The 26,936-nt window shown below is 73.1% G+C and carries 22 protein-coding genes; 15 read left to right on the forward strand and 7 right to left on the reverse strand.

Going from position 1 to position 26,936, the window contains the following annotated elements; genetic code table 11:
• Nucleotides 1-37: 37 nt before the first annotated feature.
• The gene (locus ACFYXA_RS31230; protein WP_352247142.1) at nt 38-694 is read right to left on the reverse strand and encodes a YceI family protein; all 657 of its coding nucleotides are present in this window, start codon (nt 692-694) and stop codon (nt 38-40) included.
• Between the two features lie 218 nt (nt 695-912).
• Here ACFYXA_RS31230 and ACFYXA_RS31235 point away from each other — a divergent pair, with 218 nt between their 5' ends.
• The 4 genes from ACFYXA_RS31235 to ACFYXA_RS31250 are packed head-to-tail and all read left to right on the forward strand — an operon-like array spanning nt 913 to nt 2,963.
• On the forward strand, nt 913-1,263 hold the full coding sequence (locus ACFYXA_RS31235) for an LPXTG cell wall anchor domain-containing protein (RefSeq protein WP_389039179.1): 351 nt from the start codon (nt 913-915) through the stop codon (nt 1,261-1,263).
• Complete coding sequence (locus tag ACFYXA_RS31240; RefSeq protein ID WP_389039183.1) at nt 1,260-1,943, forward strand: class F sortase; 684 nt, start codon at nt 1,260-1,262, stop codon at nt 1,941-1,943. Before ACFYXA_RS31235 ends, ACFYXA_RS31240 begins: the two co-directional genes overlap by 4 nt.
• Nucleotides 1,940-2,431, forward strand: coding sequence for an RNA polymerase sigma factor (locus ACFYXA_RS31245; RefSeq protein ID WP_130444748.1), 492 nt, complete (start codon nt 1,940-1,942; stop codon nt 2,429-2,431). Before ACFYXA_RS31240 ends, ACFYXA_RS31245 begins: the two co-directional genes overlap by 4 nt.
• Complete coding sequence (locus ACFYXA_RS31250; protein WP_389039186.1) at nt 2,415-2,963, forward strand: hypothetical protein; 549 nt, start codon at nt 2,415-2,417, stop codon at nt 2,961-2,963. Before ACFYXA_RS31245 ends, ACFYXA_RS31250 begins: the two co-directional genes overlap by 17 nt.
• A gap of 112 nt (nt 2,964-3,075) precedes the next feature.
• Here the strand turns inward: ACFYXA_RS31250 and ACFYXA_RS31255 are convergent, their stop codons facing one another.
• Nucleotides 3,076-3,762, reverse strand: coding sequence for a glycerophosphodiester phosphodiesterase (locus ACFYXA_RS31255; RefSeq protein WP_389039189.1), 687 nt, complete (start codon nt 3,760-3,762; stop codon nt 3,076-3,078).
• A gap of 37 nt (nt 3,763-3,799) precedes the next feature.
• On the reverse strand, nt 3,800-4,942 hold the full coding sequence (locus ACFYXA_RS31260; RefSeq protein WP_389039315.1) for an adenosine deaminase: 1,143 nt from the start codon (nt 4,940-4,942) through the stop codon (nt 3,800-3,802).
• Between the two features lie 141 nt (nt 4,943-5,083).
• On the opposite strand from ACFYXA_RS31260, the gene ACFYXA_RS31265 reads away from it, so the two are divergent.
• Nucleotides 5,084-6,250 carry a DUF4190 domain-containing protein gene (locus tag ACFYXA_RS31265; protein ID WP_389039192.1) on the forward strand — a complete coding sequence of 389 codons (1,167 nt, stop codon included), beginning with the start codon at nt 5,084-5,086 and terminating at the stop codon, nt 6,248-6,250.
• 57 nt (nt 6,251-6,307) lie between these two features.
• Here ACFYXA_RS31265 and ACFYXA_RS31270 read toward each other — a convergent pair whose 3' ends face one another.
• Nucleotides 6,308-6,883 (reverse strand): NADAR family protein, encoded by a 576-nt coding sequence (locus ACFYXA_RS31270; protein WP_352247136.1) that lies wholly within the window; start codon nt 6,881-6,883, stop codon nt 6,308-6,310.
• Nucleotides 6,884-7,094: 211 nt separating this feature from the next.
• Between ACFYXA_RS31270 and ACFYXA_RS31275 the strand changes: the two genes are divergently transcribed.
• From ACFYXA_RS31275 to ACFYXA_RS31305, 7 genes are all read left to right on the forward strand, one after another.
• Entirely contained in the window at nt 7,095-8,642 is a 1,548-nt protein-coding gene (locus ACFYXA_RS31275) for a gamma-aminobutyraldehyde dehydrogenase (RefSeq protein ID WP_389039195.1), read from the forward strand.
• Nucleotides 8,643-8,719: 77 nt separating this feature from the next.
• The gene (locus tag ACFYXA_RS31280; RefSeq protein ID WP_352247134.1) at nt 8,720-9,967 is read left to right on the forward strand and encodes a spermidine/putrescine ABC transporter substrate-binding protein; all 1,248 of its coding nucleotides are present in this window, start codon (nt 8,720-8,722) and stop codon (nt 9,965-9,967) included.
• Nucleotides 9,968-9,972: 5 nt separating this feature from the next.
• On the forward strand, nt 9,973-11,121 hold the full coding sequence (locus tag ACFYXA_RS31285) for an ABC transporter ATP-binding protein (RefSeq protein ID WP_389039199.1): 1,149 nt from the start codon (nt 9,973-9,975) through the stop codon (nt 11,119-11,121).
• Complete coding sequence (locus ACFYXA_RS31290; protein WP_352247132.1) at nt 11,121-12,050, forward strand: ABC transporter permease; 930 nt, start codon at nt 11,121-11,123, stop codon at nt 12,048-12,050. Before ACFYXA_RS31285 ends, ACFYXA_RS31290 begins: the two co-directional genes overlap by 1 nt.
• Nucleotides 12,051-12,851 carry an ABC transporter permease gene (locus ACFYXA_RS31295; RefSeq protein WP_389039203.1) on the forward strand — a complete coding sequence of 267 codons (801 nt, stop codon included), beginning with the start codon at nt 12,051-12,053 and terminating at the stop codon, nt 12,849-12,851. It begins immediately after the preceding gene.
• Nucleotides 12,852-12,885: 34 nt separating this feature from the next.
• Nucleotides 12,886-14,343: an NAD(P)/FAD-dependent oxidoreductase gene (locus tag ACFYXA_RS31300; protein ID WP_389039206.1), complete on the forward strand. Its 1,458-nt coding sequence runs from the start codon at nt 12,886-12,888 to the stop codon at nt 14,341-14,343.
• A 161-nt stretch (nt 14,344-14,504) separates the two neighbouring features.
• A complete protein-coding gene (locus ACFYXA_RS31305; RefSeq protein WP_389039209.1) occupies nt 14,505-14,963 on the forward strand; it encodes a hypothetical protein in 459 nt (152 codons plus the stop codon).
• A 31-nt stretch (nt 14,964-14,994) separates the two neighbouring features.
• Here ACFYXA_RS31305 and ACFYXA_RS31310 read toward each other — a convergent pair whose 3' ends face one another.
• Entirely contained in the window at nt 14,995-16,632 is a 1,638-nt protein-coding gene (locus ACFYXA_RS31310) for a PucR family transcriptional regulator ligand-binding domain-containing protein (RefSeq protein ID WP_389039212.1), read from the reverse strand.
• Between the two features lie 119 nt (nt 16,633-16,751).
• Entirely contained in the window at nt 16,752-19,211 is a 2,460-nt protein-coding gene (locus ACFYXA_RS31315) for an ATP/GTP-binding protein (protein ID WP_389039215.1), read from the reverse strand.
• A 290-nt stretch (nt 19,212-19,501) separates the two neighbouring features.
• On the opposite strand from ACFYXA_RS31315, the gene gabT reads away from it, so the two are divergent.
• The 3 genes from gabT to ACFYXA_RS31330 all read left to right on the forward strand — a co-directional run bounded on the left by gabT (nt 19,502) and on the right by ACFYXA_RS31330 (nt 23,592).
• Nucleotides 19,502-20,836, forward strand: a complete 1,335-nt coding sequence (gene gabT, locus ACFYXA_RS31320; RefSeq protein ID WP_130444776.1) for a 4-aminobutyrate--2-oxoglutarate transaminase — start codon at nt 19,502-19,504, stop codon at nt 20,834-20,836.
• A gap of 492 nt (nt 20,837-21,328) precedes the next feature.
• Nucleotides 21,329-22,150: a phosphatase PAP2 family protein gene (locus ACFYXA_RS31325; protein ID WP_352247126.1), complete on the forward strand. Its 822-nt coding sequence runs from the start codon at nt 21,329-21,331 to the stop codon at nt 22,148-22,150.
• On the forward strand, nt 22,147-23,592 hold the full coding sequence (locus ACFYXA_RS31330; RefSeq protein WP_356679330.1) for an aldehyde dehydrogenase family protein: 1,446 nt from the start codon (nt 22,147-22,149) through the stop codon (nt 23,590-23,592). The genes ACFYXA_RS31325 and ACFYXA_RS31330 overlap by 4 nt, the downstream gene beginning before the upstream one ends.
• Before the next feature lie 148 nt (nt 23,593-23,740).
• Here ACFYXA_RS31330 and ACFYXA_RS31335 read toward each other — a convergent pair whose 3' ends face one another.
• On the reverse strand, nt 23,741-26,611 hold the full coding sequence (locus ACFYXA_RS31335; RefSeq protein ID WP_389039219.1) for a glycoside hydrolase family 3 C-terminal domain-containing protein: 2,871 nt from the start codon (nt 26,609-26,611) through the stop codon (nt 23,741-23,743).
• Nucleotides 26,612-26,936: the final 325 nt, after the last annotated feature.

Consider the following 26,936-nt stretch of genomic DNA (forward strand, 5'->3'; position numbering starts at 1 on the left):
CGGCCTCCGCCGGGCCGGTCCGCGAGGGACGGCGTCCTCAGCCGGCGGAGCCGTTGCGGATCGCGGCGATGTCGAACTGGAGGCGCACCTTCTCGCTCACCATGGCGCCTCCCTCCGCGAGTCTCGCGTTGTACGTCAGGCCCCAGTCGGAGCGGTTGATGGTGGTCGTTCCGTCGAAGCCGACCCGCTCGTACCCGAACGGGTCGGTGACCCGGCCGATGTAGGTCAGCTCCAGGTCCACGGGGCGGGTGACGCTCTTGATGGTGAGGTCGCCGCTCATCCGGTACACCTCGTTGTCGGTGAGCCGGACCGTCTTGCTGATGAAGCGCATATGGGGATAGGTCGCGGCGTCCAGGAAGTCACGGCCGACGAGATGGGCGTCGCGCTGCTCCACCCCCGTGTCGACCGAGGCCGTGGAGAGCACGATCTCCGCCCGGGAGCGGGACGGATCGCGTCCGTCGAAGAAGAGCCGGCTCCGGTACTCCGTGAAGGCCCCGCGCACGGTCGTCACCATGGCGTGGCGCACGGAGAAACCTAGACGGCTGTGAGCCGGGTCGATCATCCACTCCCCGGTCAGTGCCGCCAGCGCGGGATCCCTGGGGGAGGAGGCGAACATCGCGCCGTCGTCGGGGAGTTGGGACTCTGTGGGGGGAGCCGGGCGGCGCAGGGACGCAGCACGGGTGAACAAGTTCATGCTTCACGTACTACGGGACCCCGGAGACCCCCGCAAGCCTCCTTCAACATCCGCGCACACGGTCGTCACCGATCCCCCCAGCATCGACCCGGATCCCACACTTTGCCATCCCTTTACAACCCGCTCGGGCGCTGCCTCGTCTCTCCGCTCGATCCGTCACACAGCCCGTGGAGTTCGCCCGGGTGCCGTGTGCGCGGACCGACGAAGGAGAGCGATTCATGCGTTTCACCTACCGCACCGGTCTCGGCGCCCTCGCCGTCGCGGGCGCCGCACTGCTGGCGACCGCCGTGCCCGCGTCCGCCGACGGGCCGGGACCGACGACTGCTCCCACGGCGCCCGCGGTCGACGCCAGCGCCAGGCCCACGCCCGTGGCCGAGCCCGCCACCGACTCCTCCAGCCGGGGCCAGGTCGGCGTCGTCCCGAGGGGAGCGGCCGACACCGGTGCGGTCCCCACCTCCGAGGACTCCACCGGCGAGGCCGGTGTGATCGGCGCGGGCGTCGCCGCCGTGTTCCTCGCGGGCGGCGCCGGCGTGTACTTCGTGCGTCGCCAGCGGACCACCGGGGCATGAGCCCGTACTCCAGGCGCGCCTTCCTCGCCGCGGCCGGGGCGGTGCTCCTCACCGGCTGCGGCGGGGCCGGCACGGCCGAACGGCCGCCTGCGGACCGGCCGTCCGACGCCTCGTCGGCAACGGGCGCGCGGAACGCCGGCCGCGCCGGCGCCGCCGCGACGGCCCGGCCGCTCGCGCGGTCGACGCCGGTCGGGCTGCGGATCCCGGCCATCGGGGTCGACACCCCGCTCATGGCGCTGGGGCTGACCCCCGACGGCAGCGTCGAGGTGCCCCCGATCGAGGCCGACGACCGGGCGGGCTGGTACCGCCACTCGCCGACGCCGGGGCAGACCGGCCCGTCGGTGATCCTCGGCCATGTCACCGTCGGCGCGTTCGGGGACGGCGTCTTCCGCCGCCTCGACCGGCTGCGCGACGGCGACCGGATCGAGGCGCGCCTGGAGAACGGCACCACGGCCGAGTTCGCCGTCACCGCCGTCCGTACGGTCGCCAAGGCCGACTTCCCGACGCAGCAGGTCTACGGCGACGTGGACCGGCCCGAGTTGCGCCTCATCACCTGCGGCGGGCCGCGCGACGGCCAGGAGTACCGCGACAACGTGATCGTCTTCGCGGCGCTGGTCCCGGCGCGAGGCTCCGCGACCGGCTCGACGGCGGCCTCGTCAGGAGAACCAGGAGAACGGTGAAACGGTCCCGCGAGAAGGAGGCGGCCGAACTGTTCGCCGCCCTCTACCCCCGCCTCGCCGGCTGGTGCCGCCGTCTCGTCGACGACGACGGGACGGCGCACGAGATGGCCTCCGAGGCGTTCACCCGGCTCTGGGCCCGCTGGACGGCGGTGGCGGAGCCGCAGGGCTTCCTCTACGTCACCGCCGCCAACCTGGTCCGCGACCACTGGCGCAAGGTCGAACGGGAACGCCGGGCAGTGCGCCGGGTCACCGCCGAGGCCGCGGTCAGCGCTTCGGTGGAACCGGCGGACCCCTCGGTGCGGATGCTCGTGCAGTCCCTGCCGGACCGGCTGCGCGTGCCGATCCTGCTGCACTACTACGCTGACATGCCCATCAGCGAGGTGTCCGCGCTGACCGGGCGCAAGGAGGGAACCGTCAAGGCCGATCTCCACGCGGCCCGAGAACTGCTCCGCGCCCACCTGAGGAGAAGCCTTGATCACACCCGCTGACGACTTCGACGACGGCCCGCACGGCGCCCCCGACGACCCCCTCGCCGTCATCCTTCGGCCCGCCGCCGCTCATCTCGCCCCGCCGCCCGGCCGGTACGAGGACATCCGCCGGGGCGCGGCCCGCCGCCGGCTGCTGCGCGCGGCGGCCGGGGTCGGCGTGACCTGCGCCGTCGCCGCCGCCGTCGTGCTGCCCCTGCGCCTGTCGGCGTCCGAGGCGCCCGCATCGCCCGCGGTGCCGCTCGCCCCGCCCCCGATGAGCAGCCCCTTCAGCGACTCGCCCACACCGCCCGCGAGTCCCGCCCCTACCCGGGAGACCCCGCCAGTGGCCACCCCGTCGACCGGGGCGGGACCTACCGAGGGGGCCCCGACCCCCGGCCCCGGTCGCCGCACCGCCACCGGGGCGCCGGCCCCCGACTCGACCCGCCCGTCTCCGTCCGCGGAGGATTCCCGGCCGCCGATCGCCCCCTCGGCCCGGCCGAGCGCGGCCACGGACGCCCGGGAGACGAGGGAGGGGAGCGACAGCCGCGGCTGAGCGGCGAGAGGCGGTGCGGATGAACGGGGGCGACTTCTGCAAGCGGCCGGCGGCCCTCACGCCGAACGCCTGGAGCGCGGTGGCCGCCTGAGCACGGCCGCGCCGGGGCCCGTCAGCCGTTCTTGCGCAGGGCGCACAGCACGTCGACGCGGTTCGTCGTGATGGAGTCGACGCCCAGGTCCAGCAGCCGGCGCATCGAGCGTCGGGTGTCCGGGGTCCACACCGACAGCAGTCGCCCGTCCCGGCGCACACGGTCGGCGAGGTCGCGGTCGACCAGTGAGAAGCGGTAGTTGAGCCAGCGCGGCCGTATCGCCGCCAGCACCGCGGGGCGGACGGGGGCGCGGCTGGTGCAGGTCAGGGCGATCTCGGCCGACGGGTCGGCGGCGCGCACCGCGAGCATCGCGGCGGCGTCGGCGCAGTAGTAGACGCGGTCGGCCGCGCCGGCCTCGCGGACGGCGTCCACGATCCGGCGGGCCGCCCGCGTGTCCCTCGTCCCCGGCAGGTCCAGCATCACCCGCGCGCCCTCGGTCGCGGCCAGCGCCTCCGTCAGGGTCGGCACCCCGCCCGCCGTCAGACCGCGCACCTCGGCGGCCGACAGCGACCGCAGCGGCCGCTCGTGCCCCCACAGCCGCTTCAGCGTCTCGTCGTGCAGGAGAACGGGCACGCCGTCCCTGGTGAGCCGTACGTCGATCTCCACGGCGTCCGCGCCCAGGTCGAGCGCGGAACGCAGTGAGTCGAGGGTGTTCTCACGGAAGCGGTACGGGTCGCCGCGATGGGCCACGGCGGTCACGGTCTGCATGGCCTTCCTTGTGGTGGGGCGCCGGCGCGGGCCGCCCTCAGGGGGCGGACCACCCCGCGGTGTAGGCGTCGATCTCGGCGGCGAGGCGGGCCTTGCCGGGGCCGTCCAGGAACGACGCCTCGACGGCGTTCTTCGCCAGATCGGCCAGGCCCCGCTCGTCCAGGTCGAGGAGGCGGGCGGCGACCGCGTACTCGGCGTTCAGGTCGGTGCCGAACATGGGCGGGTCGTCGGAGTTGACCGTGACCAGGACGCCCGCCTCGGCGAACCGCCTGATCGGGTGCTCGTCGAGGGTGCGCACCGCGCGGGTGGCGATGTTGGAGGTGGGGCAGACCTCCAGGGCGATCCGGTGCTCGGCGAGGTGGGCGAGGAGCTTCTCGTCCCGCGCGGAGCTGGTGCCGTGCCCGATGCGCTCGGCGCGCAGGTGGGTGAGGGCGTCCCAGACCGTCTCCGGGCCGGTCGTCTCGCCCGCGTGCGGCACCGAGCGCAGCCCGGCGGCGATCGCCCGGTCGAAGTACGGCTTGAACTGCGGGCGCGGCACGCCGATCTCCGGGCCGCCGAGCCCGAAGGAGACCAGTCCCTCGGGGCGCACCCGGTCGTCCGTGGCGAGCCGGGTGGTCTCCTCGGCCGCCTCGAGACCGGCCTCGCCGGGGATGTCGAAGCACCAGCGCAGCACGGTCCCGAAGTCGGCCTCGGCGGCCTTGCGGGCGTCCTCGATCGCGTCCATGAAGGCGACTTCGTCGATGCCGCGGCGGGTGGAGGAGAAGGGGGTGATGGTCAGCTCGGCGTACCGCACCTGCTGGCGGGCCAGGTCCCGGGCGACCTCGTAGGTGAGCAGCCGGACGTCCTCCGGGGTGCGGATCAGGTCGACGACGGAGAGGTACACCTCGATGAAGTGCGCGAAGTCCGTGAAGGTGAAGTAGTCGACCAGCGCCTCGGGGTCGGTGGGCACCTTGGAGTCGGGGTGGCGCGCGGCCAGCTCGGAGACGATCCGCGGGGAGGCGGAGCCGACGTGGTGGACGTGCAGTTCGGCCTTGGGCAGACCCGCGATGAAGGCGTGGACGCCTGCGCTGGGCTCGGCGGGAGTGAGGGGTCCGGCGGGGACGTCGCGGTTGTCGGTCAAGGGATCCTCCCCAGGAGCGGCGCTCCGAGCGGCCCGGGGGCTCGACGGGAGCGCGGTGATCGGCTGATCGGTGGGTCGGGGTCATCGTAGGCGCACGTGCGGCGGGCGGATGCGGCGGGCAGGGACGTGCCTCGGTCCGCCGCCCACCGCCGATCCAGGGCCTTAGCATTGCGGAACGTACGACAAAGGGGGGTCCCGCGTATGTCCGACGACGCACCGACGCCGGCAGTGCAGGGGGAGGCCGCAGTTTCGCGGCCTGACGCCGCCGACGACGCCGTCCAGAATCCATGGGCCGCGCCCGGCTCCGTGCCGGAGGGGGCGGAGGGGCCGCAGTACGCGATCGGCGAGGAGCCGTCCGACGCGCACACCGGGCCGCAGGACGCGGTGCCCGCGCCCAAGGTGCCGCTGACCAAGCCGGACGCGGAAGCCCCGCCGGTGGTGAACGCGAAGCCCGTGACCGAGGGCAGCACGTCCGCTTCCTCTTCGGCTGCCTCCGGGCCCTGGCCCGAACCCGCCGCGGGTTCCGGCGACGGCACGGACACCACCGTCGTCTTCCCCGAGGAGCCGGTCTCCTTCCCCGAGGCGCCCGCCCCGCAGGACGCCGCGCCCTCACCGGAGACCGTTCGGCAGGCGGAGGAACGACAGGCGGAGGAACGACAAGCGGAGGAACAGCAGGGGGAGCAACCACCGGCGGAGGAACCGCAGCCCTTCGCTCCCCGGGACCAGGTCCCACCTGCCGTCCACCACCAGCCGACGGTCACCTCGCTGCCCGGCGCCGGGGCGAATCCCGCGCCGGGGGGCCCGCAGCCCTGGGCCGGCCCCTTCGGCCCGCCCGCGCAAGGGCCCGTGCCGACGCACGCGCCGACGTCCACACCGCCCGCGGGCGCGCCCTTCGCCGCGTTTCCGCCGCCCGACCCCGCCACCCTGGCCGGCGGGCCGCCGCCGGGGTTCGACCCCTACGCGCCTCCGCCCGGCGGCCCGGTTCCGCCGCCGCCGATCGCGCCGGGCGGACCCGGGCCCGTGCCGTACGGCTATCCCGGCGGCTACGGCCACCAGGGCGCCCCGGGGTACGGCGGCGGCCTCCCGGCCTACTACGGCTGGAACGGGATGCGGCCGCCGAGCAACGGGATGGGCATCGCCGCGATGGTCCTGGGCATCGTGTCCGCCGTGGGATTCTGCATGTGGCCGGCGACGCTCCTCATCGGCCCCCTCGCCTTCGTCTTCGGCCTGATCGGACGCTCGAAGGCCAAGCGGGGCGAGGCGAACAACCCCGGTCAGGCCCTCGCCGGCATCATCTGCGGCATCGCCGGATTCGTCCTGGCGGCCGCGATGCTGGTCCTGTTCATCGTCACGCGCGACTACCGCTGAGAAAGCCGCCGCAGGGGAGCCGAAGCGCCGCACGGCGATTCCGCTGGTGCCGGGGCACTAGCTCCCCTGTGGCGCGTCCCCGGAGCGCAGCCGCTCCCGAGCCTCCATCAGCGCGAACCCCAGCAGGTTGGGGCCCTTCCACCGCCGTGGGTCCCAGGCCCCGTCGTCCCGGGCGGAGAGGCCGATGCCCCAGACCCGGTCCACGGGGCTGGCCTCGACCAGCACCCGGTCACCCGTGTTCAGCAGGAACCGCCGCAGCTCGGGATGGGCGGCGAACTTGTGCACGCTGCCCTCGACCACGATCCGCAGCCGCTCCCGCTCCCAGGTCGCCTCGTCGAAGCCTCTGACCAGCCGCCCCGCCTTCTTCGCCTCGGCGGGGTGCCCGGCGGCCAGCGCCTGCCGCTCGGCATCCGCGTCGCCGAACAGCCGCGCCTTGCCGGCCATCATCCAGTGCTCGGCCGTCGCGTAGGCGACCCCGTCCACCTCGAACGGCGACGGCCACCACTGACTCAGACAGCTCGCGCCCACCCGGCCGTCGGGCTGCGGCCGATGCCCCCAGAAGTGCAGGTACCTGACCCTCGCCCCCGTGCCGAGCGCCCTGACCAGGGCGTCCCGAGAATCGATCCTCTCCATGCACGCCACCTTGCCACGCACCACTGACACTCCGTCCGCCCTTTTCCACCCCCACTCGACACCTGGTCGACAGATTCCGTCGCGTAACCAAAAGGCAACAACGGAATCACTTGTTGGACGGCCTTCGCTCTGCCAGGATCGGCAGTCAAATCGAGCTGGAGCTACGCCACCGGCCCCCGCGTAAAGTGGGGCGAAGGCGGAGGAGAGCGACATGCAGAAACCGGGCACCGCCACCCCGGACCGATCCGACCGGTTCCCCGCACGGGACCGCTTCGCGCAGGGCGCCCAGCACATCGCGGGCCGTCTGAGGCACGGCACGTCCGGCCGCACGCACACCGTGGTCGACCCGGCGACAGGCGACGAGGTCCTCACCTATGAACTCGCCGGCGCGGCCGACGTGGACGCGGCCGTCGCGGCCGCCCGCGCCGCGTTCCCCGGCTGGGCCGGCGCCACGCCCGGCGAGCGCTCGGACGCCCTGCACCGCCTCGCCGCCGTCCTCGCGGACCGGGCCGAGGAGTTCGCCCGCGCCGAGTCCCTCCAGTGCGGCAAGCCGCTGAAGCTCACCCGGGAGTTCGACGTCCCGGGCACGATCGACAACACGGCCTTCTTCGCGGGCGCCGCCCGGCACCTCCAGGGGCAGTCGGCCGGGGAGTACTCCGGGGACCACACCTCCTACGTGCGGCGCGAGCCGATCGGCGTCGTCGGCTCCATCGCGCCCTGGAACTACCCGCTCCAGATGGCCGCGTGGAAGATCCTCCCGGCGATCGCCGCGGGCAACACCGTCGTGCTCAAGCCCGCCGAGCTCACCCCGCTCACCTCGCTCCTCTTCGCCGAGGCCGTGACGCTCGCCGGCATCCCCGACGGCGTGGTCAACATCGTGACCGGCGCCGGCAGGGAAGCCGGCGAACACCTCGTCGGCCACCCCGACGTCGCCATGACGTCGTTCACCGGCTCCACCGCCGTCGGCAAGCGCGTCGCCGAGATCGCCACCGCCACCGTCAAACGCCTCCACCTGGAGCTCGGCGGCAAGGCGCCCTTCGTCGTCTTCGACGACGCCGACCTGGAGGCCGCCGTCCACGGCGCCGTCGCGGGCGCCCTCATCAACACCGGCCAGGACTGCACGGCCGCCACGCGCGCGTACGTGCAGCGGCCCCTCTACGAGGCGTTCGTCGAGCGGACCGCCGCCCTCATGGAGACCGTGCGGCTCGGTGACCCGTTCACCCCAGGAACCGACCTCGGCCCGCTGATCTCGCACCCCCAGCGCGACCGCGTCGCCGCCTTCGTCGACCGCGCCCGCGCATACGCGCGCGTGGTGACCGGCGGCGAGTCGCCCGAGGGGGACCTCAAGGCCGGCGCGTACTACCGGCCCACCCTGATAGCGGACGCCGCCCAGGACAGCGAGGTCGTGCAGTCCGAGATCTTCGGGCCGGTCCTGGTCGTCCTGCCGTTCGACACCGACGACGAGGGCATCCGGCTCGCCAACGACACCCCGTACGGGCTCGCCGCCTCCGCGTGGAGCCGGGACGTCTACCGGGCGAACCGGGCGACACGCGAGATCCAGGCCGGCTGCGTCTGGATCAACGACCACATCCCGATCATCAGTGAGATGCCGCACGGCGGACACAAGGCGTCCGGCTTCGGCAAGGACATGTCCGCCTACTCGTTCGAGGAGTACACCCAGCTCAAGCACGTCATGTTCGACAACACCGCGGTGGCCCGCAAGGACTGGCACCGCACCGTCTTCGGGGACCGGCCGTAGCCCGCTCCGGGCTGCCGCCGGGTGGCGTCACACCGGCCGCCGACCAGGCCGACCACTTCCGAAAGGTCACCACGCGCATGGAGCAGTACGAGCCAGACCGCCTGACCCCGCCCCGAGCGGCCGCCGTGCGGCGCAGTCTCAGCAACGGCAGGGCGGCCCTCACCCGCCGGTCGCTGCTGCGCGCCTCCGCCGGCGGCGCCCTGACGCTGGGCGGACTGGGGGCGCTGAGCGCCTGCGGTATCCCCGCGGCCGGCCAGGCCGCGGGCGGCACGTCCGCCGAGGACCACTCGGCCCAGGAGAAGACCGTCAACTTCTCCAACTGGACGGAGTACATGGACGTCGACGCGTCGGGGAAGCACCACCCCACGCTGGAGGAGTTCACCCGGCGGACCGGCATCTCCGTCAAGTACACCGAGGACATCAACGACAACAACGAGTTCTTCGGCAAGATCAAGCCGCAGCTCGCCGCCGGCCAGGACACCGGCCGCGACCTCATCGTCCTCACCGACTGGCTCGCCGCCCGGCTCATCCGCCTGGGCTGGGTGCAGAAGCTGGACGCCTCCCTGCTGCCGCACGCCTACGCCAACCTGTCGAGCCAGTTCCGCAGCCCCGACTGGGACCCCGGACGGGCCTACTCCTACCCCTGGCAGGGGATCTCGACCGTCATCGCCTACAACAAGAAGGCCCTCGACGGCATCGAGGTGACGTCGGTCTCCGACATGCTCGACAACCCCCGGCTCAAGGGCCGCGTCGGCTTCCTCACCGAGATGCGCGACACCATGGGCATGACCCTGCTGGACATGGGCAAGGACCCGGCGAAGTTCAGCGACGACGACTACGCCGCCGCCATCGCCCGCCTCCAGAAGGCCGTCGACAAGGGGCAGATCCGCCGCTTCACCGGCAACGACTACACCTCGGACATCACCAGCGGGGACTTCGCGGCGTGTATCGCCTGGGCCGGCGACGTCGTCCAGCTCAAGGCGGACAGCCCCGACATCGACTTCGTCATCCCCGACAGCGGCTACATGACGTCCAGCGACAACATGCTGATCCCCAACAAGGCGCGTCACAAGGCGAACGCCGAACGGCTCATCGACTACTACTACGAGCCGCAGCCGGCCGCCCAACTCGCCGCGTACATCAACTACGTGTGCCCCGTCGACGGCGTGCAGCCTGAACTCGCCAAGATCGACCCGGCGGCGGCGAAGAACCCGCTGATCATCCCCGACAAGGCCATGCAGGCCAAGTCCCACTCCTTCCGCTCCCTGAGCGCGACGGAGGAGACGGCCTACGAAGCACAGTTCGCGAAGCTCACTGGGGCGTGACGACGATGAAGACGACTGACAGCGGCGGCGACGTCCGCCTCTCCGGCATCAGCAAGACCTACGGCTCCTTCACCGCCGTCCACCCGCTCGACCTGACCGTCCCGCAGGGCTCGTTCTTCGCCCTGCTCGGCGCCTCCGGCTGCGGCAAGACCACCACCCTGCGCATGATCGCCGGCCTGGAGGAGCCGTCCTCCGGGACCGTGCACCTCGGCGACCAGGACGTCACGTCGCTGCCGCCGTACAAGCGGCCGGTGAACACGGTCTTCCAGTCCTACGCCCTCTTCCCGCACCTCGACATCTTCGAGAACGTCGCCTTCGGACTGCGCCGGCGCGGCATCCGAAGCGTGAAGAAGCAGGTCGAGGAGATGCTGGACCTCGTCCAGCTCGGCGAGCAGGCCCGCAAGAAGCCGCACCAGCTCTCCGGCGGCCAGCAGCAGCGCGTCGCCGTCGCCCGTGCCCTGATCAACCACCCCAGGGTGCTCCTCCTCGACGAGCCCCTCGGCGCCCTCGACCTCAAGCTGCGCCGCCAGATGCAGCTGGAGCTCAAGCGCATCCAGACCGAGGTCGGCATCACCTTCGTGCACGTCACGCACGACCAGGAGGAGGCCATGACCATGGCCGACACGGTCGCCGTGATGAACGCGGGCCGCGTCGAGCAGCTCGGCTCGCCCGCCGACCTCTACGAGAACCCGAAGACCACGTTCGTCGCCAACTTCCTCGGCACGTCCAACCTGATCGAGGCCGAGGTCGACTCCCACGGCGGCGGCGACATCGTCCTCAAGGCGGGCGGCGGCAAACTGCTGCTGCCCGAGGCCCGCTGCACCGCGCCCGCCGAGGCGGGCGGCAGGGTGCTGGTCGGCGTACGCCCGGAGAAGATCTCCCTCACCCACGCCGACGACGCCGGCGAGATCCCCGTCGGCCGCAACCGCGTCACCGGCACCATCGCCGCCACCAGCTTCATCGGCGTCTCCACCCAGTACGTCGTCGACAGCGCCGTCTGCCCCGAGCTCGAGGTCTACGTCCAGAACGTCGACCGCGACGCCCGGCTGGCCCCCGGCGCCGAGGTCGTCCTGCACTGGAACCCCGCCCACACCTTCGGTCTGGACGCCGCCCAGGCCATCGACGCCGGCCTCGACGAGGAGGCGGCCGTCTGATGACAACGCTCACCGAGGCGCCCCCGCCTCTCTCCCCGCCCACGCCGAAGGAGCGGCCACCGCGCAGACGCGGCCGCTGGACGCCGTACCTCCTGCTGCTGCCCGGACTGCTCTGGCTGGTCGTCTTCTTCGCCCTGCCGATGATCTACCAGGCCTCCACGTCCGTGCAGACGGGCTCCCTGGAGGAGGGCTACCAGGTCACCTGGCACTTCGGGACCTACTGGGACGCGCTGAGCGCGTACTGGCCGCAGTTCCTGCGCTCGATCCTCTACGCGGGCTCCGCGACCGTCCTGTGCCTGATCCTCGGCTATCCGCTCGCCTATCTGATCGCCTTCCGCGCGGGACGCTGGCGGAACCTGATCATGATCCTGGTGATCGCCCCGTTCTTCACCAGCTTCCTGATCCGCACCCTCGCCTGGAAGACGATCCTCGCCGACAGCTCACCGGTGGTCGGCGCACTGGACGCGCTGCACGTCCTCGACGTCACCGCCTGGCTCGGCTGGACCTCCGGCGACCGGGTGCTGGCCACCCCGATGGCCGTGGTGTGCGGTCTGACGTACAACTTCCTGCCGTTCATGATCCTGCCGCTCTACACCTCGCTGGAGCGCATCGACGGACGGCTGCACGAGGCGGCCGGCGACCTGTACGCCAAGCCGGTCACCACCTTCCGCAAGGTCACCTTCCCGCTGTCGATGCCCGGCGTGGTCTCCGGCACGCTGCTCACCTTCATCCCGGCGTCCGGCGACTACGTCAACGCCGAACTCCTCGGCTCCACCGACACCCGCATGATCGGAAACGTCATCCAGACGCAGTTCCTGCGGGTGCTCGACTATCCGACGGCGGCCGCGCTCTCCTTCATCCTCATGGCCGCGATCCTTTTCATGATCACTTTCTATATCCGCAGGTCCGGGACGGAGGATCTGGTCTAAATGCCCTTCGTCAACTGGCTGAGAAGAAATCTCGTCGTCATCGCGGGACTTCTGACGCTCTCCTACCTTCTGCTGCCCAACGTGATCGTCACGGTGTTCTCCTTCAACAAACCGAAGGGCCGCTTCAACTACGAGTGGCAGCAGTTCTCCACGGACGCCTGGAAAGACCCGTGCGGCGTCGCCGGGATGTGCGGCTCGCTCGCGGTCAGCCTCCAGATCGCCGTCTGGGCGACCCTCGGCGCCACGGTCCTCGGCGCGATGATCGCCTTCGCCCTCGTCCGCTACCGCTTCCGCGCGCGCGGCGCCGTCAACTCGCTGATCTTCCTGCCCATGGCGATGCCCGAGGTCGTCATGGCGGCCTCGCTGCTCACCCTGTTCCTCAACATGGGCGCGCAGCTCGGGTTCTGGACGATCCTCATCGCGCACATCATGTTCTGCCTCAGTTTCGTCGTGACGGCCGTCAAGGCGCGTGTCATGTCGATGGACCCGAGGCTGGAGCAGGCCGCCCAGGACCTGTACGCCGGCCCCGTGCAGACCTTCGTCCGGGTCACGCTGCCGATCGCCGCCCCGGGAATCGCCGGGGGCGCGCTGCTCGCCTTCGCGCTCTCCTTCGACGATTTCATCATCACCAATTTCAACGCGGGCTCGACCGTCACCTTCCCGATGTTCGTCTGGGGTTCGGCACAGCGCGGAACGCCCGTCCAGATCAACGTCATCGGCACGGCCATGTTCCTCGTCGCCGTGCTGCTCGTCCTGGCCTCCATGGTCGTCGGAAACCGCCGCAACCGGCAGAAGGCATAGCCCTTTCGCGAATCCTCCGTAGGGAGTTGAAATCATGGCCCCGAGCGCCATGAGCAGTGGCAGTGAATTCAGTGAAGAATTCGGCGGAGGGAAGGACTGGTCCGCTTCCCTCTCCGAAGCCCGGCCGGTCCCGTACTGGCTGGAGGACCCCGGAAAGCCCCGGCCCGAGGCCGCCCTCACCGGCCCCGCCACCTGCGATCTGCTGGTCGTCGGCGGCGGCTACAGCGGACTGTGGACCGCGCTGATCGCCAAGGAGCGCGACCCCGGGCGGGATGTGGTGCTGCTGGAGGCCCGCGAGGTGGGCTGGGCCGCCTCGGGCCGCAACGGGGGCTTCTGCGCGGCCTCCCTCACCCACGGTCTGGCCAACGGTCTGGCCCGCTGGCCGCGGGAGATCCGCGTCCTCCAGGAACTGGGGATGCGCAACCTCGACGAGATCGAGGCGGCGGTCGCCCGGTACGGCATCGACTGCGACTTCGAGCGCACCGGCGAGATCGACGTCGCCACCGAGCCCTACCAGGCCCGGGAGCTGCGCGACTGGTACACCGAGATCGACCGCCGGGGCCTCGCCGAGGACGTCGAGTTCCTGGACGCCGACGCGGTGCGCGAGCAGGTCGCCTCGCCCACCTTCCAGGCCGGGCTGTACGACCGGCGGGGCGTGGCCATGCTGCACCCGGCGAAACTCGCCTGGGGCCTGAAACGGGCCTGCCTGCGGCTCGGCGTCCGCGTCCATGAGCACACGCCCGCCCTGACGCTGAAGCCGTACGGCGCGGGAATGGCCGTGAGCACCCCGTACGGGAGGATCCGCGCCCGGCAGGTCGCGCTGGGGACGAACATCTTCCCGAGCCTGGTGCGGCGGGTGCGGTCGTACACCGTGCCGGTCTACGACTACGCGCTGATGACCGAGCCGCTGACGGCGGAGCAGCTGGCGTCCGTCGGCTGGAAGAACCGGCAGGGCCTCGGGGACTCCGCCAACCAGTTCCACTACTTCCGGCTGTCCGCCGACAACCGGATCCTGTGGGGCGGCTACGACGCGATCTACCCCTACGGCGGGCGGGTCCGCGCCGAGTACGACGACCGGCCCGAGACCTACGCCAAGCTGGCCGGGCACTTCTTCACCTGCTTCCCGCAGCTGGAGGGCGTCCGCTTCACGCACGCGTGGGGCGGCGCCATCGACACCTGCTCGCGCTTCTCGGCGTTCTTCGGCGCCGCGCACCAGGGGAAGGTCGCGTACGCCGCCGGGTACACCGGGCTGGGCGTCGGGGCGACCCGGTTCGGCGCGGAGGTGATGCTCGACCTGCTGGCGGGGGAGCGCACCGAGCGCACCTCACTGGAGATGGTCCGCAAGAAGCCGCTGCCCTTCCCGCCCGAGCCGTTCGCCTGGACCGGCATCGCCCTCACCAAGTGGTCGCTGGCCCGCGCGGACGCCCGGGAGGGGCGGCGCAACCTGTGGCTGCGGACGATGGACCGGCTCGGCCTCGGCTTCGACAGCTGACGCGGGCACCGCACGCCGGGGTTCACCCGAACGAGTGAGCTGAACCCGCGTAATGCCCGCCGGGGACCCCCCTCTCCTCCTTCTGACGCGCCCGCGTGGCCCTCGCACTTCGACGAGGGACACCAGGACACCGGGAACACGAGGAAGAGGGGGGTCCGCCCATGGCAGGTCCGAAGACGGCGGTTCAGTGGCTCGCATCGGTGGCGCCGGATCCGCGGGCCTGCCGCCGGGAATGGGAGCGCAGCCCCCTCGGGGTCGCCCTGCTGCCGGCCGGCAAGGCCTGGGACGTCCTGATCCTGCCGGGCGGCCTCGGCTATCCCACGCTCGACGTCCTCATCCGCATCCTCGACCGGCCCGGCCCCGTGCTGGTCGACTTCGGCGACGACCGCATGGGCTTCTTCGTGCCGCCCGGCACGGCAGCCCGCTGGATCGGCACCGGCGTCCGCTCGGCCGGCGCCGGCACCTGGATCGTCGTCCCCCACCCCGACCGGTCCACGGCCGGCGTGCGCTGGCTGATCCCGCCGGACGGCACGGGCACCCTCACCGACGCGGCCCTCCTGGAACTCGCCATGCACGAGGCGGCGGCGGGCCGAGCCGGCCGGGGCGGCGGACTCGGCTGACGAGGGCCGCCCGCGCGCGAAGGCCGTACGGCTACTCCGTGGACGTCGCCTTCAGGGCCAGCCAGAGCTCCATCCGGGCGTCCGGATCGTCCAGGGAGCGGCCGAGGATCTCCTCCACCCGGCGCATGCGGTAGCGCAGGGTGTGGCGGTGGACGCCCAGGTCGGCCGCGGCCGCGTCCCACTGGCCGTGCCGGGAGAGCCAGGCGCGCAGCGAGGCGACCAGGTCGCCGCGGCCGTTGGCGTCGTGTTCGCGCAGGGCGCGCAGCAGGCCGTCCGCGAAGGCCTTCACCGCGTCGTCCGCGAGCAGCGGCAGCACCGAGCCCGCCGCCAGCTGCTCGTGCTCGACGAGGACGCGGCCCCGGCGGCGGGCCACCGACAGCGCCTGCTCAGCCTGCTTGTAGGCGGCCGCCGCCGCGATCGGACCGGCCGGCGCGGACAGGCCGACGACCATCGCGTCCTCGTCGCCGTCCCCGCCGCCGGTCCGCTTGCCCTCCCGCGCCGCCGCGTACCGCGTGCAGGCCGCGACCGCCGCCCCGCCGTCCGCCGCCAGCGCCACCAGCCGGCCGCCCTCGGGCACCACCAGCACCGCTTCCCCCGAGCGGGCCGCCGCCGACTCCGCCACGTCGACCAGACCCGCGAGGCCGGCGAGCGGATCCCCCGCCGGCTTGGTGGACGCCGGCTCGGCCACGAGGACCCTGAACGGCGCGTCCAGCAGCTCGCCGTACAGGTCACCGGCGACGGCCCGCGCGTGGTCCGGTTCGCCCGCCAGCAGCATGCGCAGCACCGCCGCGCCGAGCCGCTGCTCCGCCGCCTGCAGCGAGCGGGAGCGCTCCATGGTGAGCGTGAGCAGGGCGATCGCCGAGTGCACCGCGTACCGCTCCGCCGTGCCGAGCGCCGCCGCCGTCCCCACCGCCAGCGTCGCGCGCGGGCGACGGCCCGCGCCGAGGGAGTGCAGCTCGACGCGGTCGGCGTTCTCGGCGGATTCGGCGGGCTTGGCGTCCCCCGCGCCCTGGGCGGGCGCGGAGCCACTGGGCCCGCCCACCACCGCCGAGGCCGGCGTCGGGCGCTCACGCAGCCGCTCCACCTCCGCGGTGAGCCGCGCCGCCCGCCCTCCCGCCCACTCGGGCGCCGCCGCGACGACCGAGCCCGACGCGTCGTACAGCGCGGCCCAGCCGTCGACCTGTGAGGCGAGCGCGGACAGCAGACCCTCCGGACCGGCCGCCAGGGCCTGTTTCGTCAGCTCCCGCTGAGCGGCGAACCCGGCCGTCACCGCACGGTACTGGTCGGCCGCTATCGCCGCCGACACCGCCTTGCTGATCGCGAGGAACGGTGTGCGGCGCGGCACCTCCAGCAGCGGCAGGCCCTCCTTCTCCGCGGCCTCCACCAGCGCCTTCGGGATCTCGTCGTAGGCGACCCCGACGGCGAAGCCCAGCCCCACCACGCCCGCCCCGGCCAGCCGCCGCACATAGCGCCGCATGGCCTGCGGGTCCTCCGCGTCCAGCTTCAGCGCGGTGATCAGCAGCAGTTCCCCGCCCTCCATGTACGGCACGGGGTCGGCGAGCTCGCTGACGTGCGCCCAGCGCACCGGCACGTCGAGACGGTCCCCGCCCGCCCGCACGGTCAGCTTCAGCGCCGAGTGGTGGACGAGCGAGGCAAGCGTGGGAGCCATGGGGCCTTCAGGTCTCGGGCCTCAGGTCGGCGGGGGCGACCGGGCAGGTGATCCATTGGCCGCTTCGTATGAAGAGCCTGTGCCGATTCTGCCTCACTGTAGGGGTTCCGGTGTCGCGTTCAGCCCCTCAGGTCCAGCAGCAGCGGCGGCGTGTGCTCACCCTTGACGCTGGTCAGCGACAGCACTGCGTGCCCCGGCGGCACCTCGTGCGCCAGCTGCGACGCCGACCACCGCTCCCGCTCCACCTGGCGCACGGTCACCGCGTCCGTGGTCACCGCCCGGCCGGTCACCAGCTTGCGCAGGGCGTGCAGCGCGCGGGTCATCGGCTGGTCGGCGAAGACCGTGTGCTGGGCGACCTCCTTCGTCTCCACCCACTCGGTGCCCCAGCTCTGCGCGAACCGGCCGCCGTCCCAGGTGGTGATCCCGGAGAACGCCATCCGGCAGCCGACGGCCGCGTACAGCGGGCCGTGCAGCGCCTCCGGGACGTCGGCGACGCTGCGCAGGGCGAGCAGCACGCCCGCGTTCTGCGAGCGCAGCCGCTGGATGCGGCGCACCGAGTCCGCGGTGACCGTCCCCGTCGCGTCGTCCAGCACCAGACACGCGAAGTGCGCGCGCCGCCCCTCCCGGACGACCGAGTGGAACTGGGCCAGCACGAGCCGGGTGATCAGCCGCCCGGCCTCCTCGTGCCCCCGCTCGGGCAGGTCGATCCGGACCCGCAGCGGGTGGTGGGCGAGTGCGCGCAGCGAGAACGCCCGCTGTTCACCGCCGCCCGCGTGGTGGTCCTCACGCCCGGTGGCCCGCTCACCGCCCCCGAAGAACCCCGCGAACGCCGGACGGTTCAGCAGCGCCAGCCGGTCGGCCAGGGCCCGGCCAGGATCGCCCGCAGTGCCCGACTGGCGTACCCGCGCCTCCAGTTCGCGGCGCATGACCTCGTCCCCTGCGACGGCCTCCCGCAGCGCGGACAGCGCCGCCGGCTCGCCCTCCAGCAGCTCGCGCAGCACCGGCAGCGTCGGGAAGCGGCCGTACGCCGACCGGTAGGGGCCGAGCAGCTGGGCGAGCGCCGTGGCCGCGGCCTGGCCGCCGACGGCGTCGAGGTCGCCCACGAGCGCCTCGGCGAGCACCCCGGCGGCCTCGTCCGGGTCCTCCGACTCGGCGTACGGGTCCAGGTCGTGCACGGACGACCGGTCGCCGATCCGGACGATCACGTCGAACGCGGAGTCCGAGCCGAGCGGGCTCCCCGGGGAGGACACCGCCACGAAGGCGCACCCCCCGGTCAGCGCCTGCAGCGCCAGCGCCTCCGTCACGGGCTCGACGAGCGTGCGCGTCTTGCCGGAACCGGACGGCCCCACGGCCAGCAGCGAGGTGCCCAGCACGTCCGGGCAGAGCGCCGCGCCCGCCTCGTGGTAGGGCAGCGGCGCGCGCTCACCGGCCACCCAGCGCCCGATGCGCACCTGACCGGCCAGCACGTCGTGCCGGGCGGCCCGCCGGGGCAGGTCGCGGGAGCCGGAGGGGTGGGTCCAGGCGGCGCCGCCCTCGCGCAGCACGGTGTCCCGGAAGTCGCCTGAGCCCGACTCCCACGCGCGGGTGAGGCGCGCGCAGTCCACGTCGTTCATCCGCCCGGCGGCCACCTCGGCGGTCAGCACCTCCGCCGCCTCGTACTGCCCGGCCTCCCGCAGCCGCGGCCACTGCGCGCGCGGCAGCTCCACGGGCACCGGCGCTGCGGGGTCGGCGGCCGCGCGCCGGGCGGCGAGCCGTTCCCTCAGACAGGGCAGCCAGCCGCCGACCACCGCGAACGGCCACGCCACCAGCAGGGTGATCACCGCGTACAGCGAGTCGGTGAACAGGGGGGAGGCGAACAGCTCGTAGCCGCCGGAGACCAGGACGACCAGGGAGAACAGCGGGGCGACCACCGGCAGGGGAGCCCAGCCGACGCCGGGGAAGGCGTCCGGGAACACGAAGCTCAGCGCGACCAGCGCGCCCAGCAGGGCGAGCAGCGCCCGCGAGGGCTGCGGCCGGCGGCCGACGAAGTGACGCACGGCCTCGGCCCAGCCGCCCAGCCGGCCCATCGCGTAGAGGAGGACGGCGAAGAAGACGCCGTCGTAGACCACCCGGGCCTCCGCGCCCTCCGTGGTCTTCGGCGAGGCGATGGTGCCGCCCCACCACCAGTCGTCCGGGGTGAACAGGCGCAGCGGGGCGAACTGGTAGGGGAGGCCGCCGCGCCGCCACAGCGACCACAGCACCAGCGCGACCACCAGCGGGATCAGCATCCCGACGACCGTCACCGGAGCCAGCCGCTGCGCCGCCTGCCCCTCCTTCGGCGGCCGGTACCCGAGACGCCAGATGCCGGGCCGTGCCTCGGGCCGCGCCTCGTTCAGCCAGGCGGCCACGGCGGAGGAGGGGGGCTGCGCCGGCTTCGCGGTCTGCTCGGACGCGCCCGGAGCCCGCGTCGGGCGGGGCGGTGTCCGTGGGGGCGCCGGGGGTACCTGGGACGGGGCCGGCGGTGTCGGCGGCGGCCCCGCAGGGCGTGGTACAGGGCTCGCGTGTGTGTCGTGCGTGTCCCGCGTCCCGTCGCTGTTCATCGCCCTTGCCCCCTGACCAGCCGCTCCGTCCACCGTCAGCGAGTCAATCTAACGCCCCGTCCGAAGGAGTCCACCGCTCACACGGCCGGGCCCGGTCCGGGTGCCGCCGGGTCCGCTATGTCCACTACGGACAACCGGTCCCGCCGACAACGCCCACATGGAGCATGCCCACGCTTTCCGAACCGCCCTAACCTGCGAGAAACGAAGTCCGAGCGTCCTCACCACACCCGGAACAACCGGAACCGCCGCACACCCGGAATCCCGGGTCGCAAGATCATCAGGGAGCCCCCATGACCGCACTTCCGCAGGAGCGCCGCGTCGTCACCGCCATCCCCGGCCCGAAGTCGCAGGAGCTGCAGGCCCGCCGCACCGCCGTGGTCGCGCAGGGCGTGGGTTCCGTGCTGCCGGTGTTCACCGCGCGCGCCGGCGGCGGCATCATCGAGGACGTCGACGGCAACCGCCTCATCGACTTCGGCTCCGGCATCGCCGTGACCTCCGTCGGCGCCTCCGCCGAGGCCGTCGTGCGCCGCGCGAGCGCCCAGCTCGCCGACTTCACCCACACCTGTTTCATGGTCACCCCCTACGAGGGCTACGTGGAGGTCGCCGAGGCCCTCGCCGAGCTCACCCCGGGTGACCACGCCAAGAAGTCCGCGCTGTTCAACTCCGGCGCCGAGGCCGTCGAGAACGCCGTCAAGATCGCCCGTTCTTACACCAAGCGCCAGGCGGTCGTCGTCTTCGACCACGGCTACCACGGCCGCACCAACCTCACCATGGCGCTGACGGCGAAGAACATGCCGTACAAGCACGGCTTCGGCCCGTTCGCGCCCGAGGTCTACCGCGTCCCGGTCGCCTACGGCTACCGCTGGCCGACCGGCCCGGAGAACGCCGGCCCCGAGGCCGCCGCGCAGGCCATCGACCAGATCACCAAGCAGGTCGGCGCGGACAACGTGGCCGCGATCATCATCGAGCCGGTGCTCGGCGAGGGCGGCTTCATCGAGCCGGCCCGGGGCTTCCTGCCCGCGATCCGCCAGTTCGCCGCCGACAACGGCATCGTGTTCGTCGCCGACGAGATCCAGTCCGGCTTCTGCCGCACCGGCCAGTGGTTCGCCTGCGAGGACGAGGGCATCGTCCCCGACCTGATCACCACCGCCAAGGGCATCGCGGGCGGTCTGCCGCTCGCCGCCGTCACCGGCCGCGCCGAGATCATGGACGCCGCGCACGCGGGCGGCCTCGGCGGCACCTACGGCGGCAACCCGGTCGCCTGCGCCGGCGCGCTCGGCTCCATCGAGACGATGAAGGAGCTCGACCTCAACGCGCGGGCGAAGAGCATCGAGGCGACCATGAAGGCCCGCCTCACCGCCATGCAGGACAAGTTCGACGTCATCGGCGACGTCCGCGGCCGGGGCGCGATGATCGCGATCGAGCTGGTCAAGGACCGCGCCACCAAGGAGCCGAACCCGGAGGCGACCGCCGCGCTCGCCAAGGCCTGCCACCAGGAGGGGCTGCTCGTCCTGACCTGCGGCACCTACGGCAACGTGCTGCGCTTCCTGCCCCCGCTGGTCATCGGCGACGACCTGCTCAACGAGGGACTCGACATCATCGAGCAGGCCTTCGCCCGCGTCTGACGACTGCGGCGCGGAGGGCAGAGTGTGAAGAACGTGTGCGAGGTGGATGGCGGGACGGAAATCCGTCTGTCGCCGCGGGATCGACTGCCGTAGGTTCTAGGCAGATGAGAGATACACCCCGCCCGCAGGTGACTGCGGGCGCCCAGGCCGGGGCCTCCCCAGCTTCGACCTGGTCGTGCCTCGCGCACACAACCGGGGCCCAGCGCTTCGGATCTCCTCACCGATCGGACGGTCGCCCGCCCCAAACCCCCCGGGGCGGCCGGCGTTCCGGTCCGGACGGCCACCCCGGAACCACCCCCCCTGTTCCGGGGTGGCCGACCTCCTTCTGACGCGCCGACCACGCGACGCGGACCCCGGGACCTCACGGCCCGGGGTCTTCTTCTTTCCCGGCTGGTCCCGCGAGCGGTTCCGTACGAGCGCACACCTGCCCCACTTGCCCGACTTGCCGCACGTCCGCCCCGTGCGACGGGCCGCACCTGACAAGCTGGGCGCATGCCGACCCGCCCCCACCAGCGAGCCGAGGACGCGTCCGCGCCGCAGGCGACCCCCGACCGGGCTCCGGGAGCCCCCAGGCCGGGCCTCGAGTTCACGTTCCTGCTGGGCCTGCCCGCCCTCCTCTTCGTCCTCATCACCTGGCAGGTCGCCGTGGACGGCCCGCTGCTGCGGTTCGACGGACGCCTCAGCCACGCCCTCGTCCGCCCCGACCGCGCCTCCGACCTGCTGTCCTCCCTGGGGAACGTGGAGGTCGCCGTGCCGGCCCTGCTGCTGGCCGCCCTGTACGCCGTCCGCCGGGGCAACGCGGCCGGCCGGCGCCGCTGGTGGCTGCCGCCGGTCACCGCGTTCGTCCTGCTGACGCTGGTGGCGCTGATCGTCGTACCGCTGAAGGAGTGGACGGCCCGGCCCGGCACGCCCGTCGTGCCGCCCGCCACCGGCTACTACCCGTCCGGGCACACGGCGACCGCCGGCGTCGCCTACGGGGCCGCCGTGCTCCTGCTGCTGCCCTGGCTGGTCAGCGCGGCCGCCCGGCGCGCGGCGGCCGCCCTCGCCGTCGCCCTGGTGCTGGCCGTCTCGTTCGGGCTGGTCAGACACGGCTACCACTGGCCGCTGGACGTCGTCGCCAGCTGGTGCCTGTGCGTGGTGCTGCTGGGGGCGCTGCGGCTCTTCCTGAGGCACGCCATGAGCGACCCCGCCAAACCGGCGCACCCGCGCCCCGCACCCGTACGACTCGGACAAGCGCTCACGCGCCCCCACAGCCCTACGGTGGACCCGGAAACCCAGCACACCCCCGAACGGAAGGGCCGGACCGACACATGACTTCCACCCACGCCTTCTGGCTCGCCGGCCGCCAGGTCACCGGCGAGGACAGCTTCGACGTCAGCTCCCCGTGGGACGGCCGTCTCGTCGGCAAGGTCAGCGTGCCGACGGACGCCCAGGTCGAGGAGGCCGTGGCCGCCGCGTACGCCGTGCGGGACGAGTTCGCCGCCACCCCCGCCCACGTCCGCGCCGCCGCCCTGGACCACGTCAGCAAGCGCCTCGCCGAGCGCACCGAGGAGATCGCCCGACTCATCTCCGCGGAGAACGGCAAGCCGATCAAGTGGGCCCGCGGCGAGGTCGGCCGGGCCGTCTCCGTGTTCCGGTTCGCCGCCGAGGAGGCCCGCCGGTTCAACGGCGGCGAGGCGCAGCGCCTGGACACCGACGCCGGCGGCCAGGGACGCCTGGCGCTGACCCGGCGCTTCCCCAAGGGCGTCGTCCTCGGCATCGCGCCGTTCAACTTCCCGCTGAACCTGTGCGCGCACAAGGTCGCCCCGGCCATCGCCGCCGGCGCGCCGATCATCCTCAAGCCGGCCCCGGCCACCCCGCTCTCCGGTCTGATCCTCGGCGACCTGCTCGCCGAGACCGACCTGCCCGCCGGCTCCTGGTCGATCCTCCCGGTCGCCAACGACAAGATGCCCGCCCTCGTCCAGGACGAGCGGCTGCCGGTCATCTCCTTCACCGGCTCCGAGAAGGTCGGCTACGCGATCATGGACTCGGTGCCGCGCAAGCACTGCACCCTGGAACTCGGCGGCAACGGCGCGGCCGTCGTCCTCGGCGACTGGTCAAGCGACGCCGACCTGGACTGGGCCGCCGCCCGCATCGCCACCTTCTCCAACTACCAGGGCGGCCAGTCCTGCATCTCCGTGCAGCGCGTGATAGCGGACGCCGCCGTGTACGACCGGCTGCTGCCGCGCATCGTCGCCGCCGTCGAGGCCCAGGGCACCGGTGACCCGTCCGACGACGCGACCGACGTCGGCCCGCTGGTCAGCGAGGACGCGGCCAAGCGCGTCGAGACCTGGGTGGACGAGGCCGTCGCCGCGGGCGCGACCCTGCTCACCGGCGGCAAGCGCGACGGCGCCACCTACGCGCCGACCGTCCTCACCGACGTGCCCGCGGACGTCACGATCGCCTGCGAGGAGGTCTTCGGACCGGTCCTCACCGTGCGCAGGACGGACGGCGAGGACGAGGCCTTCGCCGCCGTCAACGACTCCAAGTACGGCCTCCAGGCGGGCGTGTTCACCCACGACCTCCAGGTCGCCTTCCGCGCCCACCGCGCGCTGGAGGTCGGCGGCGTCGTCATCGGCGACGTGCCCTCCTACCGCGCCGACCAGATGCCCTACGGCGGCGCCAAGCAGTCCGGCGTGGGCCGCGAGGGCGTGAGGTTCGCGATGGACGACTACACCTACGAGCGGGTGCTGGTCCTCACCGGCCTCGCGCTCTGAGCGGACGCCGGGGCTTGGTGCGAAACACGCCGTAGCCCTTCGCCGTAGCCCTTCTGAAGGGGCCCGGCACCGAGGCCGTCCGGATGCTGTCCGCATCCGTGGCCTTCCGGTGCCGGGCCCCTTCTCTGCGCCGGCCCCCTCCGGACCCTCAACCGGAGAAGCCGACGCGCGCGAGCCGCAAGGGGCCGCGCAGCCTCAGCCGCAGATCCCGCACGCCCGCCGCGGTGAACGGGGCGTCCAGGGTGACGTAGTCGTACGGCCCCGCCGTCGGCGTCGCGAGGGTCAGCGCGGCGAGGACCGGGCCGCCGTCCACGGTCAGCTCCACCGTGCCCGAGCCGGCCGCCGACACGCTCACGCCGGCCGTCCCCGCCCCGAAGTCGCAAGCACGGTACAGCAGTTCGCCCGCGCCGCCCGCGGCCGGCGTCACCGCGTCGCCCGACGCCTTGGTCCGGTCGACGATCTCGGTCCCGCCCTGCTCGTCGAAGTCGACGGCCGCGAGTCCTTCGCGGAGCACCGGGCGCGGGGCGGCCGGCTCCCCGCCGAGCGTGACCGTCGTCCGCAGCCGCACGTCCTCGCTGGAGGAGCCCACCAGCAGGTCGTACGGGCCCGGCTCCAGCCGCCAGCCGCCCCGCGCCACGTCCCAGAACGCGAAGGCGGACAGCGGGACCTCGAAGGACACCTCGGCCCTCTCGCCCGGCGCGAGCGTCAGACGGCGGTGGGCCAGCAGCTCGCGGCGGGGCCGGGTCACCGACGGGTCCACCGCGCGCGTGTAGAGCTGCGCGACCTCGTCGGCGGGGACGTCCCCCGTGTTGACGACCGTGAAGGACACCCGTGCCGTGTCCGCGCCGTCGTCCCCGACGCGCGCCTTCAGACCGGCGTACGCGAACGACGCGTACGACAGTCCGTGCCCGAACGGGAACAGCGGCCTGCCCTCGAAGTACAGGTACGTCTGCCGGCCACCGATCACGTCGTAGTCGAGCAGGTCGGGAAGGTCCGCGTCGTCGGCGTACCAGGTCTGCGGCAGGCGGCCCGCGGGGGAGACGTCGCCGGCCAGCACCCGCGCCAGCGCTGTGCCCCCTGCCTGGCCGCCGTGCGCCGTCCACAGCACCCCGGACAGCGGCCCCGGGTCGACCGCGTACGGGTAGGCCGACACCAGCGCCAGCACCACGCGCGCGTCGCCGGACCGGGCCGCCGTCAGGAGCCGCTCCTGCTGCGCGGGCAGGCGCAGGGTGGTGCGGTCCTCGGTCTCCCGGCCGTTGATGTGCGGGTCGTTGCCCGCCACCACCACGACGACGTCCGCCTCGGCGGCCACCCGGGCCACCGCGTCCTCGCCGCGTTCGACGACGACCAGCTCGAACACCTCGGGCTCGTCCTCGGCAACCTTCACGCCCTCGGCGGTGACACAGACGTGGCGACCCGTTCCGATGTGCCGGAGGAGGTGACCGTTGCCATGGGCGTCGGCCCCGGTGCCCGGTGCCGCCTCCAGGCGGAACGTCTCCTGCACGATCCAGCCGCCGGGCCGGTCGGCGGAGGCCCGCAGGAAGCCGTCCTCGGCGACCGAGAGGTAACGGCCGTCGGGAGCGCGCAGGGTGAGGACCCCGTCGCCCCAGTCGGCGAGCGCCAGCTCGGTGCCGGCGGGGCCGGCCGTGAGCGGGGGGAGGTCGGTGCGGCCCGCGAGCAGCGCCGGGTCCAGGGCGCCCTGCGCGCCACGCGCCTCGTCGGCTGCCCCGGGGGCGGCCGGGACGTGCAGGAACGTGCCCGCGGACGTCTTCAGCAGGACGCGGTCCACGCCCTCCGCGAACGCCACGCGGTCCGCCCCGAACCGCTCGTACAGCCCCGCCAGGGGAGTCGAGCGGTGGATCAGCGTGCCGCTGTACCAGTCGAGCTTGCACTCGTCGGCGAGCGGGCCGACCACCGCGATCCGGGTGTCGGCGGCGAGCGGCAGGACGCCGTCGTTGCGCAGCAGGACCACCGCCTGCTCGGCGGCCTCCAGGGCGAGTGCGCGGTGGGCCGGGGTGTCGAACTCGCCGGTGTCCGCGTGCGGGTCGTGGTGCGGGTCGAACTCGCCGAGGCGGAACCGGACGGAGAGCTGCCGGCGGACCGCCGTGTCGACGTCGGCCTCGGTCAGCAGGCCCCGCTCCAGCGCGCCCCGCACCCGGGCAGTGATCTTCGAACCGTCCGTGCCGTGGTCGGTGAAGCTGTCCACGCCGGCGGTGAGCGCGGCCGCCGTCGCCTCCTCGTGCGTGTCGAAGTAGTGCTCGGAGTCGACCAGGTTGGAGGGGGCGCCCGCGTCGGAGCACACCATCAGGTCCTGCTCGGTCCAGGTGCGCAACTGCTCCCGCAGATACGGCGAGACATGGTTGGGACGCCCGTTGACCAGGTTGTACGCCGGCATCACCCCGGCGACCGCGCCCGCCTCGACCGTCTCGCGGAAGGCGCGCAGATCGTACTCGTGCAGCACGCGCGGCCTGACCGAGGAGGACGTGACGTCGCGGCCGGTCTCGTTGTTGTGGGCCAGCCAGTGCTTGAGGACCGGCGCGGTGCGCCAGTACACCGGATGCTCGCCGCGCAGCCCGCGGGTGTAGGCGGTCGCGATGGCGGAGGTCAGCTTCGGGTCCTCGGAGTAGCCCTCCTCGTTGCGGCCCCACAGCGGGTGGCGCAGCAGGTTGACCGTGGGCGACCAGACGTTCAGGCCCACCCGCTCGTCGCGGGCGCGCATCGCGCGGACCTCCCGGGACACCGCCTCGCCGACCCGGCGCACCAGGTCCGGGTTCCAGGTCGCGCCGAGCCCCACCGCCTGCGGGAACACCGTTGCCGGACCCATCCAGGCCACCCCGTGCAGCGCCTCCTGGCCGGTGCGGAACGCGGCGATCCCGAGGCGTTCGACGGCGGGGACGAACTGGTGCAGGAAGGAGATCTTCTCGTCCGGGGTCAGCCGCGCCAGCAGGTCGTCGACGCGCTTCGGGAACGGCAGCCGCGGATCACGGAAAGGCGGCGTGGGCGGCATGGATGCGGTCACGTGGGGACCCCTCGGCGCTGGAGCGGAAGAACGCTTTCGAAGCGCTTCGATGCTCATTCGCCTCAGGGGTGGGTGTCAAGGGACCCCACCGCAACAAGTCCGACAACAAGGCGTGATTTCAAGCCGACCCTGCGCGTGCGGGGAACCGGCGAAGCGCCGAGGAATCTTGGGAACGACCCTTGTGCACCCCCTGCCCTTCACTTAACCTCGCAGCAACATCGAAGCGCTTCGACGATCCTACGAGCGGCCGGAGCAGCCATCGGGTGCGCCAGGCCTGGGAGGACCGGGAGTCGGGACGCGCTTCAGCTCAGCCAGATCCACTCGA

Origin of the sequence: Streptomyces sp. NPDC002566 (assembly GCF_042889585.1) — a bacterium.
Lineage (GTDB): Bacteria > Actinomycetota > Actinomycetes > Streptomycetales > Streptomycetaceae > Streptomyces.